General features: G+C 68.3%; 13 protein-coding genes. 7 read left to right on the top strand and 6 right to left on the bottom strand.

The window, feature by feature from the left end; all coding sequences use genetic code 11:
* Window positions 1-3: 3 nt before the first annotated feature.
* Window positions 4-693, bottom strand: coding sequence for a hypothetical protein (locus DNK52_RS06025; RefSeq protein ID WP_110240102.1), 690 nt, complete (start codon window positions 691-693; stop codon window positions 4-6).
* Window positions 694-933: 240 nt separating this feature from the next.
* Here DNK52_RS06025 and DNK52_RS06020 point away from each other — a divergent pair, with 240 nt between their 5' ends.
* From DNK52_RS06020 to DNK52_RS06005, 4 genes are read left to right on the top strand one after another with little or no spacing between them, the layout of a single operon-like run.
* The gene (locus DNK52_RS06020) at window positions 934-2,148 is read left to right on the top strand and encodes an SHOCT domain-containing protein (RefSeq protein WP_110240101.1); all 1,215 of its coding nucleotides are present in this window, start codon (window positions 934-936) and stop codon (window positions 2,146-2,148) included.
* Window positions 2,149-2,162: 14 nt separating this feature from the next.
* Window positions 2,163-3,407: a TFIIB-type zinc ribbon-containing protein gene (locus tag DNK52_RS06015; protein WP_110240100.1), complete on the top strand. Its 1,245-nt coding sequence runs from the start codon at window positions 2,163-2,165 to the stop codon at window positions 3,405-3,407.
* Window positions 3,404-3,697 carry a hypothetical protein gene (locus DNK52_RS06010; RefSeq protein ID WP_204163416.1) on the top strand — a complete coding sequence of 98 codons (294 nt, stop codon included), beginning with the start codon at window positions 3,404-3,406 and terminating at the stop codon, window positions 3,695-3,697. The genes DNK52_RS06015 and DNK52_RS06010 overlap by 4 nt, the downstream gene beginning before the upstream one ends.
* 4 nt (window positions 3,698-3,701) lie before the next feature.
* Window positions 3,702-4,517 (top strand): hypothetical protein, encoded by an 816-nt coding sequence (locus tag DNK52_RS06005; RefSeq protein ID WP_110240099.1) that lies wholly within the window; start codon window positions 3,702-3,704, stop codon window positions 4,515-4,517.
* On the opposite strand, the gene DNK52_RS06000 is transcribed toward DNK52_RS06005, so the two are convergent.
* The 3 genes from DNK52_RS06000 to DNK52_RS05990 form a co-directional block, all read right to left on the bottom strand.
* The gene (locus DNK52_RS06000) at window positions 4,465-6,375 is read right to left on the bottom strand and encodes a heavy metal translocating P-type ATPase (RefSeq protein WP_204163415.1); all 1,911 of its coding nucleotides are present in this window, start codon (window positions 6,373-6,375) and stop codon (window positions 4,465-4,467) included. The two genes, DNK52_RS06005 and DNK52_RS06000, sit on opposite strands and share 53 nt — an antisense overlap.
* A gap of 184 nt (window positions 6,376-6,559) precedes the next feature.
* Window positions 6,560-8,734, bottom strand: coding sequence for a glutamine synthetase III family protein (locus DNK52_RS05995; RefSeq protein WP_110240097.1), 2,175 nt, complete (start codon window positions 8,732-8,734; stop codon window positions 6,560-6,562).
* A 112-nt stretch (window positions 8,735-8,846) separates the two neighbouring features.
* Window positions 8,847-9,353 carry a DUF3253 domain-containing protein gene (locus DNK52_RS05990; RefSeq protein WP_204163414.1) on the bottom strand — a complete coding sequence of 169 codons (507 nt, stop codon included), beginning with the start codon at window positions 9,351-9,353 and terminating at the stop codon, window positions 8,847-8,849.
* A gap of 113 nt (window positions 9,354-9,466) precedes the next feature.
* Here DNK52_RS05990 and DNK52_RS05985 point away from each other — a divergent pair, with 113 nt between their 5' ends.
* The 3 genes from DNK52_RS05985 (at window position 9,467) to DNK52_RS05975 (ending at window position 12,504) form a co-directional block, all read left to right on the top strand.
* The gene (locus DNK52_RS05985; protein WP_110240095.1) at window positions 9,467-9,937 is read left to right on the top strand and encodes a PPOX class F420-dependent oxidoreductase; all 471 of its coding nucleotides are present in this window, start codon (window positions 9,467-9,469) and stop codon (window positions 9,935-9,937) included.
* Window positions 9,938-9,994: 57 nt separating this feature from the next.
* Window positions 9,995-10,765: an isocitrate lyase/PEP mutase family protein gene (locus DNK52_RS05980; protein ID WP_110240094.1), complete on the top strand. Its 771-nt coding sequence runs from the start codon at window positions 9,995-9,997 to the stop codon at window positions 10,763-10,765.
* A gap of 98 nt (window positions 10,766-10,863) precedes the next feature.
* Window positions 10,864-12,504, top strand: coding sequence for a cation:proton antiporter (locus tag DNK52_RS05975; RefSeq protein ID WP_110240093.1), 1,641 nt, complete (start codon window positions 10,864-10,866; stop codon window positions 12,502-12,504).
* 82 nt (window positions 12,505-12,586) lie between these two features.
* Here DNK52_RS05975 and DNK52_RS05970 read toward each other — a convergent pair whose 3' ends face one another.
* Together DNK52_RS05970 and DNK52_RS05965 are read right to left on the bottom strand one after the other, a co-directional pair.
* Window positions 12,587-13,633, bottom strand: coding sequence for a tetratricopeptide repeat protein (locus tag DNK52_RS05970; protein WP_110240092.1), 1,047 nt, complete (start codon window positions 13,631-13,633; stop codon window positions 12,587-12,589).
* A 14-nt stretch (window positions 13,634-13,647) separates the two neighbouring features.
* Window positions 13,648-16,998 (bottom strand): eCIS core domain-containing protein, encoded by a 3,351-nt coding sequence (locus DNK52_RS05965; protein ID WP_162598645.1) that lies wholly within the window; start codon window positions 16,996-16,998, stop codon window positions 13,648-13,650.
* Window positions 16,999-17,043: the final 45 nt, after the last annotated feature.

Here is a 17,043-nt window from a genome sequence, read left to right as displayed (position 1 = left end):
GGATCAGCGGTAGTACCCCACGGTGAACCGGTTGTCCGCAGGATTCCCGGCAGCGTCGAAGCACCTGACCCAGACGCTCTCGGCGCCCCACGACTGCACCTTGCACGTGTCGGACGAGGAGCCGTACGCGGTGACGTGGACAGAACCCGATCCGAGGTCCACCCCGGTGAACCGCACCGCGTAGTAGCCCACTCCGTTTCGGGTCACCGTGGTGTCCTCCCCGCTGCTGTTGTAGACGTATCCGTTGTTCAGCACCGAGCTGACGCCCAGGGGGCCTGCGGGGATGTTGTTCCACGCGTAGGCACGAGCCACCCCCAGGGGGCTCGACGCCAGGTCGTCGGCAGCGACTGCGCCGTCGGCGATCGCGTCTCCAGTGACCGAGCCGGACGCCAGCAGACTGGCGACGATCGAGCTCGGCGCCAGGTCGTTGCGGGTGAGGGAGCCGTTCTTGACGTCCTTTCCTTGCAGAGTGCCGTTCTTCACGTGCCTGCTGAGCACAGAGTTGTTGCGCAGCTTGGACGTGGTGACCGACTTGCGGCCCAGATCAACGTTCTTGACCTGACCGTTCTTGATCTGTGGAGAACCGACGGTGTTGTTGGCGAGGGCAGCGTTGGCTGCCACACCGCCCCCACCGACAGCTATGACGAGCGCCACCGTGCTGACGACGTTGGCGTAGGTGAATCGACTGCCCAACTTTTCAAGGGAATCTCGCATCTCGTGTCCCGGTGTGAGGAGGGATGAAACCTGAATTCCAGAAGACGCCCGTATGGCCCCGGGGCGGAAGTTCCAAATGCGGTAAATGTGACGGCGACCACAACTCGCCGGTCGGGCGCCCACTGACTCGACCGCGCCCTCCTGTCGAGACGTGCAGGGGCCTGCTCCCCTCCCGGTTAGGGTGAGCACTCCTGTCAGCCGAAAGCGGAGGCGTCATCCATGGGACTCATCAAGGCAGCGATCGGTGCACTCGGTGGCACCCTGGCCGACCAGTGGAAGGACTTCTACACAGTCCCTGACGGTCTCGCACCCACCGCCGCGCTCTTCGCCGCGGTTCCCCGAGGCAGCAACTCCGGTCGCGGATCGAACAGCAAGGCGTCGGACGGCGTCATCACCAACGGCAGCAAGATCGTGGTGCCGGAGGGCTATGGCCTGGTCCTGATGCAGGACGGAGCCATCACCGGATTCGCCGCGGAGGCGGGCGGCTACGAGTGGAACTCCGAGGCGCAGGACTCGCAGTCGATCTTCGCGGGCAACGGCCTCGTGAGCCCCTTGATCACCACCTCGTGGGAGCGCTTCAAGTTCGGTGGACGCCCCAGCAGCCAGCAGCGGGCCTACTTCGTCACGCTCAAGGAGCTGCCCAACAACCGTTTCGGGACCCAGTCGGAGATCTACTGGGACGACGCCTACATGAACGCCCAGGTCGGCGCGATCACCCGGGGCACGTACACACTCAGCATCGTTGACCCGATCCTCTTCATCAAGGCCTTCGTGCCCGCTGCATACCTCGAGCCCGGCAAGGTCTTCGACTTCACCGATGTCGAGAACGACGCCGCCTCGCAGCTCTTCAACGAGGTCGTCGGCTCTCTGGCGCCCGCGTTCTCGATGTACACGAACGACCCGTCGAAGGGCAACCGGATCACCAAGATCCAGCAGGACTCGGTGGGCTTCGCCCAGAGCCTGTCGGCCGCCGTAGAGGACAACTACAAGTGGAGCACCGGCCGCGGGCTCGAGATCATCTCGGTCGCCATCATCTCGATCGAGTATGACGAGTCCACCCGTGAACTGCTCCGCAACGTGCAGCGTGCCGACGCGCTCTCGGGGGCACGTGGCAACTCCAACCTGCAGGCCTCGGTCGCGGCAGGCTTCGAGTCGGCGGGCGAGAACGCCGGCCCCGGCGGCCTGATCGGCATGGGGATGGCCGCCGGTGGCGCCGGGATCGGCGGGCTCCAGCAGCCCGTGCCCGGCGTCGGCGCACAGTCGACCCCGGCCCAGGCCGCCCCGGCTCAGCCGGCTGCTCCTGCTGCGGCCGCGCCGGCACCCGCGGCCGACGACGCCATGGCGACGTTGACGAAGGCCAAGCAGATGCTCGACGCCGGGTTGATCACCCAGGAGGACTACGACGCGGCCAAGGCCAAGGCTCTGGGCCTGTAACCCGGAGACCGGCCATGACTGAGAACTCCACCGGGGCGCCGCACGCGGTCCCGAGCGACTCCCCCGACCTGAACCTCGCCGGTCCGACCCCAGCGACGGATCCGGTGATCAACACCGCCAACGAACGGTTGGAGGACGGCGTCAACCGCTGCCCGAAGTGCGGATCCACCGAGATCCAGCTCCGGGTGTCGACCTCGAAGTTGATCTGCCTGTTCTGTCGCCACGAGTGGGCAGAAGCCGTGATCGAGCCGCTCGTGACCGGTGAGGGGTCGATCCGCGACCTCACCGGCACGACGGTGACGTCGGGCGCGTCAGACATCCAGGCCGATGCCGAGATGTTGACCATGAAGTGCTCCGGCTGCGGCGCGGAAGTGGTGGTCAACACCGCGGAGGCCACGTCGTCGCGCTGTCACTGGTGCCGTCACGTGCTCACCGTCAACGAACAGGTGCCCAACGGCGCCGTCCCCGACGCGGTCCTGCCGTTCAGCATCACCAGGGACCAGGCGATCGAGCAGATCACGGCCTTCGCCGGCAAGCGGAAGTTGTTCGCGCACCGACGCTTCGTCCGGGAGTTCACCCCTGGCAACGTCGTCGGTGTCTACCTCCCGTACATGATCGTCGACAGCAACGCGAGCGGTGACGTCCAGGGGGTCGGCGAGGTCCAGACCCGGCGCTACACCCGCGGCAGCGGCGACAACAAGGAGACCGTGTACGACGCGGACATCTACCGCGTGGACCGCCACGTCGACTTCACGGTCGACGACCTGACCCTGGAGTCGTCCACCGAGCGCGCCAACATGAACGCCTTCGTCAACACCAACAACGTGATCAACACGATCCTGCCGTTCGACACCAAGAACGCAGTGCAGTGGAACGCCAACTACCTCGTCGGATACACCTCAGAACGACGCGACACCGACGTGTCTGCCCTGGTGCCGGCGCTGGAGCACCAACTGCTCTCCATCACCCGCTCCGAGGTGCGCGACTCGGTCAAGCGTTATGACCGCGGGGTGCGGTGGGAGACCGAACGCCTCACGGTGCACGGGACCCGGTGGGTGTCGATGTATCTGCCGGTATGGCTCTACTCCTACTACCACGAGGAGGGGGGCCGGGCGATGGTCCACTACATCGCAGTCAACGGGCGCACCGGCGAGACCATGGGCAGCGTCCCTGTCTCGCACTGGCGGCTGATGGTCGCTGCCCTGACCACGGGCACGGTCCTGGAGACCATCGCCATCGCGATCCTGGTGGCATCGTGACCACCCTCGTGATGCTCACGTACGCGGTCCTTCCGATGGCGACGGATGCGGACGGTTCGCTGGCCCTGCTGCTCCTCGGGCCGGCCGGTGCGGCGGGTGTCTACTGGGCGATCTACCGCTACTACCGCAACACCGACAAGTCCCACGCCTTCGAGAAGGAGACTCACATCGAGTCCCAACCTGTCACCGGGTCGGAGCACAAGGTGGACAGCGTCCGGGGCACGAAGCGTACGGAGATCAGCGGCAACAACGTCTCCGACCACCGGTCTCGGGTCAAGCGCCTAAACTGAACCCATGGCCGTCGATCCAGGACCCGGGGACAAGACCTTCGGTCGTCGACTGGAGCGATGGACCCGCGACGCCGCCGAGTTGCGGTCGAGGATCGCTTCGGCGGGTGGCCTCGTCCGTACGCCGGAGGAGACGGCCCTGCGCCGCTACCAGCGATCCACGACCTCCGAGGTCGCACTCCCCCATCCGTCGGTGTCCCCACGTCGCTACGCCGCCTTGAACCAGCGCCACCGCGAGCTCAGCACGCAACTCGGCCTGGCGGTGTTGCTGGCTCCGGTCCTGCTCATCGTCGGGGTGGCCGTCGGCCCGCTCGCGGCGCAGTTCGCGATCTGGGCGTTGCTGCTGCCTGTCGTCGCCCTGGCGGCCCATCGTGGTCGAGCCCTTCGACAACTGGACGCCGAGCGTCACCTGGCCCTGCGGGGTGGTCTCGCGGACGCCTGGAGGGACTGGCTTGCCGCACGCGACAAGGTCGAGGCTCTCGACGGGGCCTCCCAGGCCCGGGCAGCCATCGCTGCCAACGACCTCAGGATGCAAGCCCTGGTGGTTGCGCTGGGTCGGGCCGACGGCGTGCCCGGCCACCAGGACACCAAGGAGCACGCAGCTTCGCGGGAGTGGGTCTTCCGGAGCGCGGCCAAGGCGTCGGCGCTCGCCGAGGCCGAGCGTGAGCTGGAGGCCGCCACGCAACGACAGGTCGATGCCGGCGAGTTGCAGTTCGCCCCTGACGGCGACCTCGACGAGCTCGACCAAGCACTCGAGGCCGCCCGTCAGCTCAGGCGTGAGATGGACCCCCCGACAGCTCCGAGTCGCCTCGAAGGCCCTTGAGATCACCCACCGGAGCACGCCCGAAGCGACGGTGAAGCCTCAGGGCCCGCAACGCAGACACGATCGCGACCAGATCGACAGCCTCCTGCAGCAGGGCGCCAGCCACCGCCGGGAGGTGACCGAAGGCCGCCACCAGCATCAGACCGATCGAGATGACGATGCCCATCCAGATCGACTGCAGCGCAATGGCCACCGTGCGCTGCGACACCTCCACCACGTCGGCAACCCGCGAGAGGTCGTCGGAGGTGACGACTGCCGAGGCGGACTCACTGGCGGCGGTCGCGCCCCTGCCCGCCATCGCGATCCCGACGTCAGCTGCCGCCAGTACGGGTGCGTCGTTGATCCCGTCCCCCACCATCAACACCGGCCGGGGCTCCAGGGCCCTGACGATCTCGACCTTCTGCTGCGGGGTGGTCTCCGCGTGCACCGTAGCGATCCCGACCTCGGCCGCCACCGAATCCGCGGTCGAGGCGACGTCTCCGGTGACGAGCACGAACCCGCTCACCCCGAACGCACGCAACCGCTCCACGGTCTGCGCCGCATGCCTGCGCACCGGGTCCGACAGCACGATCACACCGGCGAGCGCGTCGTCGACGGATACGTAGACGGCCGTCTCACCCCCGTCGAGGACGTCCCGGTCGAACGGGCCCACTGCCTCCTCGATGAAGGCAGGCTTGCCCACTCGCACCTGTGACCCGTCGACGAGGGTGACCCGCACGCCGTTGGTGGCGACCTCTGCAGCCGTACGGACCTGAGGCAGCTCGAGATGCTCGCCGCGGGCCGCCTCGATCACGGGTTGGGCGTAGACGTGCACCGAGTGTTGCTCGGCTGCGGCCGCCAGCCTCAGGACCTCCCGCGGGGACTCCGCGCCCGGCACGATCCGGGCCACGTCGGGCCGACCGGCCGTGAGCGTGCCTGTCTTGTCGAAAGCCACTGAACGGATCCCAGCAAGCTTCTCGAGGGCGCCGCCCTCCTTGATGATGACGTTGAGCTTCGCCGCCGAACTCATGCCGCCCATGAAGGCCACCGGCGCTGCGATGAGCAGCGGGCACGGCGTGGCGACGACGAGGACCTCGGCGAAACGCACCGGGTCACCACTGAGATACCAGGCCAGAGCAGCGATCAGCAGCGCGATGCCCGTGAACGGCAGCGCATAGCGGTCCGCGAGGCGCACCATCGGCGCTCTGGACGCGACGGCACTCTCGACGAGCTGCACGATGGTGGCGTACTGGGAGTCCTTGGCGGTCCTCGTGGACCGCATCGTGAAGGTCTCGGTGCCGTTGATCGTGCCGGACAACACGGTGTCACCGGCTGCGAAGGTCGAGGGCAGCGGTTCGCCGGTCACCGAGGACTCGTCGATGACCGCCCGCTCCGAGACGACGACGCCGTCGACCGGCAGGATCTCCGACGATCGGACGAGCAGTTCGTCCCCGACGGCCACCTCGTCGACGCTGATCTGTACGACGTCCCCGGTCCGCGGATCGATCCGCTGGGCGTACGCGGGAGCTCGGTTGAGCAGCGTGTCGAGCTCCCGGGTCGCGCGACGCGCGGCCCACGCCTCCAGTGCTTCCCCGCCCGTCAGCATGAGCGCAATGATGAGGCCGGCCACGTACTCCTCGACGGCCAACGTCGCGCCCATGGCGATCAGCGCCAGGACGTCCAGGCCCCAGCGGCCCTCCATGAGGTCGCGCACCATGCCCATCGCGGTGGCGACCATGACGACACCCAGCACTACGAAGGCAGTCACCGCCAGGGCCGAGGCTGGCCCGAATGCCCACAGCCCCACTCCCAGCCCCAGCCCGAGGGCGGCGAACAGGGTCAACAACTGTTGGCGGAGGAAGACGACCGATTGGCGCACGCGTGGACCCCTTCGTGTCGCTGCGGAATGCCCCTGGGCATGCACGGGGTCATGCACCGGGACCATTGCCGCCTGTCGACCTCCATGATGTCAGGTCTGTGGATCTCGGCCGGACCAGATCGACCGACGACATCGCCCCGCCGGCCATGAGGGCTGGCGGGGCGATGTGCGGATCGCTACCTCATCACTTGATGAAGAGCATCTCCCGGTACTTCGGCAACGGCCAGACTGCGTCGTCCACCTCGGCCTCGAGGGTGTCGGCGTAGACGCGGGCCTTCTCCATGAGCGGGCGGATGGCCTTGGCGCAGTGGTGCATGTGCGCCTCGGTGTCCGCGAAGTCGTGCTTCTCCGCCTCGACGGCCAACTGGCTGACCGTCTCCATGAGCTTGTTCGCGTTGTCGGCGATCACCTTGACCTGGCCGGTGTCGAACGACGCGTCCAGCTCCTGCGCGGCGGTGATCGTCCGGGCCAGCTCCGAGGCGTACTTCAGGGTGGCGGGGTAGATGACCGTCTTGGCCAGCTCCATGACGAGCTTGGCCTCGACCGCGATGGAGTTGATGTACTGCTCGGCGTAGACCTCGTAGCGCGCGTTGAGCTCGACGGCCGACAGGACCCCGGTCGACTCGAACAGCTCCACGACCTCCGGCTCGGTGAAGACCGGCAAAGCGTCAGCACTGGTCGGCAGGTTGCGCAGGCCACGCTCGGAGACGGCGGCCTCGTGCCAGTCGGACGAGTAGCCGTCGCCACCGAAGATGGCGTTGCCGTGCTGCTCCAGCAGCTCCTTCAGCACGACCGCCACGGCCTCGGCGTGGGTCTTGCCCCCCTCGAGCTGGACCTCGAGGCGGTCGGCGATCCAGTTGAGCGAGTCGGCGAGCATCGTGTTCATCGCGACGAGAGGACCGGAGACCGACTGGGAGGAACCAACCGCGCGGAACTCGAACCGGTTGCCGGTGAAGGCGAACGGCGACGTGCGGTTGCGGTCGCCCGGGTCGCGCTTGAAGTTGAGGATCTGCGACAGACCGAGGTCCATCTCGCCACCGTCGCTGGAGACGGAGACGCATCCGTTCTTGATGTCCTCGAAGACAGCCTCGAGCTGGTCGCCGAGGTAGACCGACAGGATCGCCGGGGGCGCTTCGTTGGCGCCCAGACGGTGGTCGTTGGAAGCGCTGGCGATGACGGCGCGCAGCAGCGGACCGAACTTGTGCACGCCACGGATGACCGCACCGCAGAAGAGCAGGAAGTTGAGGTTCTGCTCCGGGGAGGTGCCGGGGTCCAGCAGGTTGCCCTGGGTGGCGTTGCCGACCGACCAGTTGACGTGCTTGCCCGAACCGTTGAGACCGGCGAACGGCTTCTCGTGCAGCAGGCACAGGAAGCCGTGCTCTGCGGCGGTCTTCTTCATGACGGTCATCAGCAGCTGCTGGTGGTCGGCGGCGATGTTGGCGGCCTCGTGGTACGGCGCGATCTCGAACTGGCCGGGGGCCACCTCGTTGTGGTGGGTCTTGGCCGGGATGCCCAGGCGGTAGAGCTTGTCCTCGAAGTCCTGCATGAAGATCTGGACGCGCTCGGGGATCGCCCCGAAGTAGTGGTCGTCGAACTCCTGGCCCTTGGCCGGCGGGGCGCCGAAGAGCGTGCGGCCGGCGAGGATCAGGTCGGGTCGCGCGGCAGCGAAGTGCTGGTCGACCAGGAAGTACTCCTGCTCGGCGCCACAGCTGGCGTTGAGCGGCGCGATGTCGGTCTCGCCCATCAGCGTGAGCACGCGGCGAGCAGCCTGGTCCATCGCAGCGTTGGAGCGCAGCAGCGGGATCTTCTTGTCGAGCGACTCACCGGTCCAGGACATGAAGACCGACGGGATCATCAGGGTGGCGCCGTTGGCGGTCTGCATGATGTACGCGGGGCTGGTGGGGTCCCAGGCGGTGTAACCGCGTGCCGCGTTGGTCATCCGCAGGCTGCCGTTCGGGAACGAGGAGCCGTCCGGCTCACCCTTGATCAGCAGGCTGCCGGTGAACTCGGTGATTGCGTTGCCGTCGGCGTTGGTGATGATGAAGCCGTCGTGCTTCTCCGCAGTGATGTTGGTCAGCGGGTAGAACACGTGCGAGAAGAACTTCGCACCCTTGCCCATCGCCCAGTCCTTCATGGCGGCGGCGACGATGTCGGCCGTGGCGGGGTCGAGCGGCTCTCCGGTCTGGACCGTCTTCTTGACGGCCTTGAAGGCGTTCTTCGAGAGCGCCTCCTCCATCTTGTCCAGGTTGAAGACGTCGGTTGCCCAGGTCTCGCTCAGGGGGCGGATCTCGGCCGTCTCCACGCCAGTGCGGTTCAGTACCTCGGTGATGGCACCGCTACGGACTTCGTTGGCAGTCATGTTCAACTCACAATCGTCGATGTTCGTTGCGATGACCCTAGGTCGCTCCTGTTACCTCCGATGGCCCACGTGTTTCAGGCATGTTAAACGTCTGGTCATCCAGAGCCCTCGCCTACGCCTCGCGACCGTCGTCGAAGGCCGTCCCTCGATTCAGGCGGATGGGCCCGGACGCGTCCACGGTGACCGTCTCGCCCTTCTGCGTCACCACCAGGACTCCGCGCCCAGCCAACTCACCGGCGACCGCGCGTACGTCTGCCATCCGGCCCCGCCACCCCTCACCGCCCACCACGCGTGCCACGTCGCTGGGACAGATCGACTTGCCGTCACGCTTGCGCAGCAGGGCCCTGATGGTCGCGGTGATCCGCTCGACCAGCTCCGGCTCGGAGGGCTCCTCCCACCAGGCCCGCCCGCGCTCCCCCAGCGCCACCTTGGCGTCGTGCACCCGGGGGCGGGCCGTTGCCGGGTCCGTACGCACCCCACGTCGCGCCGCCATCAACTCGTCGACCAACTCCTGCCGCAGCCCTTCCGGGATGCCCGGATCGCTGGCGCGCCACCGCCGACCGTCAACCACCAGGTACCGGCCGTCCGGCGTACGTTCGACCTCCGACGAGTCCGGCACGTCCACACCTCCTGCCACACCCGGTCCTGACCTCCCCGAGGTTCGCACATCACTGGTGGCGCCGCCAGACTCCCTAGACTCGGACCTCGACACCGATCAGCGAAGGAGCAGTCATGGCCCGCAACATCGCCACGAACACCCCCGTGGACCGGGACGGACTCGTGGAGTTCGTGAAACCGCGTCACCGCATGCTCCTCATCACCCAGCGCAGCGACGGCTCACCCCAGGCCTCGCCGGTCACCGGCGGGGTCGACCGGGAGGGCCGCCTCGTCATCGCCAGTTACCCCGAGCGCGCGAAGACGCGCAACGCACGCCGCCACCCGGAGGTCCACGTCGTGGTCGTCTCGGACGAGTGGGACGGACCCTGGGTCCAGGTCACGGGAGACTGCGAGGTGCTCGACGCCACCGAGGGTGACACCGCCCTGGACGCGTTCGTGGAGTACTTCCGCACCATTGCGGGCGAGCACTCCGACTGGGACGAGTACCGCCGGGCGATGGTCGACCAGGGCAAGTCGTTGCTGCGGATCACTCCGAATGCCTGGGGCCCGGTTGCGACCGGCGGTTTCCCCGCGAGCGTGGCCTGAGCCTGCTCACCGTCGCGGGCCTGTTGCCCGGACCACGGCATCGCTAGATTGGTTGACATGACCCAGACTGCTTCGAGCACGTCCCTGTCAGCGCTCGCCCAGGCTCTCCAGGCCCTGCACCGGCCCGGCGATCCGGTGGTCCTCCCGACCGTGTGGGACGCGTGGTCGGCCACGCTGGCCGTGGACGCCGGCTTCGCTGCCCTGACCGTCGGCAGCCACCCGATGGCCGACTCCATCGGTCGTCCCGACGGGGAGGGCATGACCTTCGAGGAGGTCACCACGCGGGTCGCCCAGATCACCGAGGCCGTCGACGTGCCGGTCTCCGTCGACGTGGAGGCCGGCTACGGGCTCGAACCCGCCGCCCTGATCAACGGGATGCTCGAGGTGGGCGCCGTCGGCATCAACGTCGAGGACACCGTCCACTCCGAGGGCGGACGTCTGCGCAGCGGTGAGGAGCACGCGGCGTACGTCGCCGACCTGCGTGCCGCTGCCGATGCGGCCGGCGTGCCCGTGGTGATCAACGCGCGCACCGACTGGTTCAAGGGCCAGCACGGTGAGGAGGCAACCCGTATCGACGACGCGATCGCCCGGATGCAACTGTGCGCCGACGCCGGCGCGTCGTGCCTCTACCCGGTCGGGTTCCACGACGAGGCGACCTTGACCCGCCTCTGCAGTGAGTTGACCCTGCCGGTCAATGCCATCGCTCGCCCGGACGTCGACGACCTGGAGATGTACCGCCGCGCCGGCGCCGGCCGGATCAGCTTCGGCCCGACCTGGCAGATGGCGCTGGCGAAGGTGTCGCAGGAGTGGCTTGCTCGCTGGCGATGAGTCACCACCTCCCACCAACAGGTCCTCGCCGCCCACCACCGCCGGGGGCCCCGATGCCTCACCAGACCCGTGCCCGACGACCAACCTGGTGAGCTGACATGGAGAGCACCTTCCAGAGCACGGCCGCAGTGCTAGCGGTCGCCGCGGCGGTCGGCATGATCGCCAATCGGGTTCGTCAGCCGCTGATCGTCGCCTTCATCGCCGTCGGTGTGCTCGTGGGGCCCTCGGTGCTCGGGTGGGTGGAGGAGAGCGAACCGCTGGAACTCTTCGCCGAGATGGGCATCGCGGTCCTGCTCTTCCTGGTGGGGCTGAAACTCGACCTCCACCTGGTCCGCACCACGGGCCGGGTCGCCCTGATCACCGGACTGGGTCAGGTGGTCTTCACCTCAGTGGTGGGATACGGGCTCGCGCTGGCACTGGGCATGGACCCGGTCACTGCCCTCTACGTCGCGATCGCCCTCACCTTCTCCTCGACGATCATCATCGTCAAACTGCTCTCCGACAAACGTGAGCTCGATGAACTGCACGGCAGGATCGCACTGGGGTTCCTCATCGTGCAGGACATCGTGGTCGTGCTGCTGATGATCGTGCTCTCCTCGTTCGGCGGGGAGCACGAAGGCTCTGCAGGGGTGCAGATCATGCTCGTGGTGGCCCAAGGAGTGTGCCTGGTTGTGGGGCTGGCCATCCTGATGCGCTGGGTGCTGCCCCGTCTGATGGGCTTCGTGGCGGGATCCCAGGAGCTGCTGGTCGTCTTCGCGGTGGCGTGGGCCACCTCGGTCGCAGCATTGGGCGACTGGATGGGTTTCTCGATCGAGGTCGGCGCGTTCCTCGCGGGTTTCGCCCTCGCCTCGACGCGCTATCGCGAGTCGTTGGCCTCCTCGCTGACCGGCCTGCGGGACTTTCTCCTGCTCTTCTTCTTCATCGAGCTCGGCTCCCAGTTCGACTTCGCGGAGATCGGCTCGCAGATTCCTGCGGCCCTCGTCCTCTCAGTCTTCGTCCTGGTCGGCAACCCGCTGATCGTCCTGGTGCTGATGGGGCTCATGGGCTACCCGAAACGGGTCTCTTTCCTGGCGGGCCTCGCAGTCGCCCAGATCAGCGAGTTCTCCCTGATCCTGGTGGCGCTGGGCCTCAGTCTCGGTCACATCGAGAACGACGCCGTCGGGCTGGTCACCCTCGTCGGAATCATCACGATCGGCACCTCGACCTACCTGATCCTCTACTCGCACCAGATCTACGAAAGGCTGGCACCGTTCCTGCGTCCGTTCGAGCGGCGGAGGCCACTGGATCCCACGCAGCACTGCGACGAACCGGTCGACGTGATCGTCTACGGCTACGGGCGCTACGGCCATCACATCGTACGACGCCTCGCCGACGAAGGCATGCGGGTCCTCGTCGTCGACTGGGACCCGTACGCGCGCCTCGACCTGCCCACCGAGGAGGCAGCCGCACGCGTGCACCTCGTCTTCGGTGACGCCGACGACCCGGAGTTCCCCGCCAGCCTGCCGCTCTCCTCCACCCCCTGGGTTGTCAGCACGATCCCCCGAGTGACGACCAATCGGATCCTGGCCACCGCACTGCGACGCTGGCAGTTCGCGGGCAGGTTCGCGGTGACCGCACACACCAATGCCGAGGCCGCCTCCTTCACCCGCGAACTCGACTCCGGGCACGTGGACCTCGTCCTCCACCCCTTCCACGCAGCAGCCGAACAGGCCGCGCGCGCCCTCAACTCCGAAGGGTGATCACCCCGGACCGACTTGATCGATCAGACCCATCCACCACCCGTTGACAGGTCCTTGTGTCTGCTCAACGACTGGGGACACGTCAGGAGGGCTCTGGCTGGACCCGCTCCAGCGCCTCGCGCGCCTGCGTTGCGTACGGCTCCACCGTCACCGCCTCCAGCTGGCGCCGACCTTCTTCGATCCGGTCGGCAGCCAGCAGGGCGTACGCCCGGTACAACTCCGCTCGCGGGTGCCCCGCACCGCTGCAGGCCTCGTCGAGCAGCGACAGCGCGCCGTCCGGCTCGCCACACGCCAGGTGGAGCACGGCCCGGTCAACCAGGACGTCACACTGGCGTTCCGCTGCGAGGGCCCGGTCCAACTGCTCAGCCGCCTCGCTCGGGCGCCCAAGTGCCACCAGGACCACGGCCATCTGCCGCAGCGACGTCACGGAGTCGGGCGCCAGACGCACAGCCTCGGCTGTCGCTCGGGCAGCCGAGCCGAGGTCCCGCATCGTCAGCAGCACTGCTCCGAACTGGCGCCATCCTGACTCCTCGTGAGGATCCAGCCGGACCGCCTCCGACAGGAGATCCGCGGCTTCGGTCACCGCTCCACGAGCAGCCAGGCAGGAGGCGTACGAACGGTGCACGTCGGCGCGCGCGGGCAGGCGCTCGTACGCCTGGCGCAGGGCAGCTTCCGCGGCAGCCAGGTCCCCGGTGACAAGGTGGCACTGACCCAACGCCACCCAGGCGCTCGAGCCGGGGTCGAGGCTCACGGCGCGCTGGAGCAGGGGCAACGCCCGGTCCGGGTGGGAGAGGGCCAGGTGGGCGTTGGCCTTGTTGAGCAGCGCTGTCGGGGTGAGGGTCTCGTCGGGACCGATCGCCTCGTAGGCCGCCAGCGCCCCCGTGGGGTCACGTCGTTGGGCGCGTACCAGGCCAAGGTTGTTGAGCGCCACGGCATGGCCGGGATCGTCGGCCAGCACCGCTTCGTACGCCTTCTGGGCGCCGTCCCAGTCACCGTCGAGGTGGAGCAGCGCCGCACGCCGCAGCAGAGTGGTCCGGTCGTCCTCGCCGCCGGGTTGGTCGGGACACTCGGCGGCGCCTCGGGCCGCGCGTCGGGCGGCGATCGCGTGGGGTCCGGTGCTGGACTTCATGGTGACCTCCCGGGTCAGGTGAGACGGTCGACGAGACCCGAGAGCAACTGGCCCGGGTCGATGTCAGGGACTTCGAACTCGACGTCGGAGAGGGATGGTTCGAATGGCTCTCCCTCGCGGTAGGTGATCGGCAACCGCATCCCCAGGCGCAGCCCGGAGCCGTACTCGAATGCGGCCAGCTCCCAGCGCTGCTCGTAGAGATTGATGGTGCGCAGCAACAGGTCGAGGTCGACGCTGGCGAAGCCGGTGATGTCGAAGCGGAAGACCGGCTCGGCGTAGGCCTCGGCCACGGTCTCCAGGACCAGCCCGGTGGTCGGGGTCCAGGCCACGTCGAGGCTTGCCCCGATCACCGCCTCGATGCCCAGTTGGCCTCCGATCTCCAGGCCCAGGCGGGCCGAGACCAGCGGGATCCCGGCCCCGAGCGCCGCAGAGACGCTCAGTCGGACCCCGGCGCCGGCCGGCAGGTGCAGCGCGGCGTGCCCGGTGACGGTGGTCTCCTCCTGGCGGTCGGGGTTCCACACCACTCCGAGGCGCACCTCGCGCAACTCGGCCGGTCCGAAGTAGGCCCGCAGCTGCGCGGCTCCGGCGATGGTCGCGAAGATCCCCACTCGTTGCCCCGCCACGGCCAACCCGACGATCGGGATGTCGAGCCCGATCCGGAAGAGCTCACGCTCCACCGAGCGCTGCGCGAAGACCTCCAGGGTCGACGGCAACGCGATCTCACCACTGACCTCGATCTCGCCCGACGGCAGCAGCCGCAGCCCTGCGGTGGCCCGCAACCACGGTGCCAGCGTCAGGGCGACCTGCCCGCCGCCGTACGCGGTGAGGTCGGGCCCCGGGTCGCCGGCGGGTTGTCCGGCCGAGTCGAGGGGACGGTTGGAGACGCCGACGGTGAACTGTCCCGCGGCCATCCCGCGTTCGTAGGCGACGCTCGCCTCCATCTGGATAGCGCCGTCGTCGTAGGTGCCGGTGATCTCGCTCGCCACCCCGGGGATCGCGGGCACGGCGCGGATGCGACCGAAGACCTTCCACCCACCCTCCGGATTGCGTACGAGTTGGGCCTCGACGCTGCCGCTGGAGATGCCGGGCACCTGTGAACCCAGGTTGAGTGTGCCGCCGAGCTCCACGGTGCCGTCGGGGCGGTACGCGAACGCCAGGGTCCCCGACTCGACGCCCGGGATCTCGGTGGCGAAGGTGCCGTTCGCCGTGATCTGTCCACCGGCCCACTCCACCGTGGCGTTGGCCGATCTGAGCCCGTTGACCCGCCCCTCGGGAATGCCGAGCGTGCCCCGGCCCCCGAACTCGCCGTCGCGGTACCAGAGCTCGACGCGGGCGGGGTCGAAGAGGTCGGAGAGGAAGTTGAACTCGCCACCCAGGGCGAAGGAGACCTCCTCGGTGTTGGCGCCAGCCTGGGCGAAGACTCGACCGGTGCCGAGGCCCTGGACCTGGAAGCCCGCCTCGCCGAGGATCTCGAACCCCTGGGTGCCGAACCGCAGCTCGAGGCTGCAGGTGCCGACCTCGATCGGGCCCGGGAAGGAGAAGTCGTCGGTGGTGAAGACCTTCGAGAGGTAGACGTTGTCGCCCTCGATGACCACGTCGACCTCGGCCTCGGAGATGAGTGGGACGGTGGGGAGGAGCCGGCCCCGCGCCACCAACCCGCGCGCCGAGTCGAGATCCATCTCCTCGAGCTCGATCGGGCTCAGGCCGGTGAACGAGAGCTCGGTCCGGGCCTCGTTGAGGAAGCGCTGCTTGTCCAGGAAGCCCGACCACGGGATCTGCGGGCGAACCTTGATCGGGATCGACTTGGCCACCTCGGCGATCACGCCCTTGTTGCGGCGGTTCGCCTTGAAGAGCTTCCCCTCCACGGCCCCGTCGGCCGTTGCTGACCAGCGGATGCGCTCCACCCGGAAGTTGTTGTTGGTCGCCCCCGGTGCAGAGGTGCCCAAGTGGAACCACCAGCCCGGCATCTCCTTCACCCCGGTGGCTCCGGCAGCTCCCCATGCGACGGGCGCCCGGGCGCCACCTTCAGGCCCCAGGAAGAGCACCAGCTCATCGGCGGTCCCGCCTGCTTGTTGCATCTCCGTGGTGGTCATCGCCCGCAGGTGATCGAGGACCGGGTCTCCCTGCTCCACCTCGTCCTTGGTCCAGTTGCTGGTCTCACGGCCCGCGACGGGCAGCGGCGAGGTCGAGATCGAGGCGACCGAGAACTTCCACTGTCCACCGCGGGCCGCGGCGACATCAGCCGGCACGTTGGCCACACCCTCGCCGCGAGCCCGGGTGAAGACGTTGTTGATGCCCTCGGCGATGAGGTTCGCGATCGAGGAGCCGGAGCTCATGTTGGCCTGTTCCTCCAGCAGCCAGTAGTTCTCCGGCTCATCGGCGCCGCCGAGTTGGTACTCGACCCGGTGGTCGACGTGGAATCGGGTCGGGACCCCGCTCTTGTCCCAGGTCGGCCGCAGCGCCAGGGTCGCCAGCGAATCCGTGCTGACGACCACCGGGTGATTCGTTGCCACCGGGTTGACCAGGAAGAACTGGTCGTTCTCGTCCTTGGTGGCCATCACCTCGGGTTTCGCCAACACGGTCTCCGCAGCCGTCCGGGTGGCTGCCCGCAGCTGCTGTGCCCACTTCGTCGACTGGGTGGTGTGGCGATCCCTGCCGACCGGGACGTCGGTGGGTAGCGGGTTGGACGTCTGGTCCCGCTTCGTCGCCGGCACCTGCAGGCTGCCCAGAGTCACCCGGCGTGGGGTGGTCGCTGTGTTGATCGCGGCTCCGTCCGGCCAGGTCTTGTCAGTCACGGTGGCGGCCGGTGCCGGTGCCGGTGCTGCGTCGGTGGTCTCGTTGCGCTGGGCCACTGCTCCCGAGCCGCCGGCCTGCTGCACCACGTGGGCCGCCTCGTGCGCCAGCAGGCCCACGTCGTCGGCCGACTGCCCCGAACCCAGGGAGATGTCGGTGCCGTGGGTGAAGGCCTTGGCACCCATCCGGTCGGCAGCGTTGCGCGCGGTCGAGTCGTCGTGGACGCGTACGGCCCCCAGGTCCGTGCCGAAGCCGGACTCGAGCGCGGCCCGGGGGGCGGGCGCCAACGCTCGCCCCGCGCCGGTCGCCGGCAGGTCGACGGTGGACGGCGAGCCCGAACGTCCCGCTGCCTTGGCCTGCACCGGTTCCTCCTCCGTCACCTCCTCATCGAAGAGGGCCTGGGTCAGTCCCCCGCCTTCGGCCAACTCGTCGGGCGAGACCGCAGGCACCTCGGCCATCCGCTGCAGGGCCTGCGGGGTCACTCCCGACAACGCAGGAGCCGTACGCCCCTGGACGACGTGCTCGGCGGCCTGGTCTGCCTCCTTCTCGAACCCGTCCCCGGAGGACCCCACCGCCGCCTCCTTGAACTGGAGCGCCGGGGGGACGGACCCGCCTGC

The sequence above is a fragment of the Nocardioides gilvus genome (genome assembly GCF_003194605.1).
Lineage (GTDB): Bacteria > Actinomycetota > Actinomycetes > Propionibacteriales > Nocardioidaceae > Nocardioides > Nocardioides gilvus.
The sequence above is the reverse complement of the archived record's forward strand: the minus strand, read 5'-3'. Positions and strand labels throughout refer to the sequence as shown.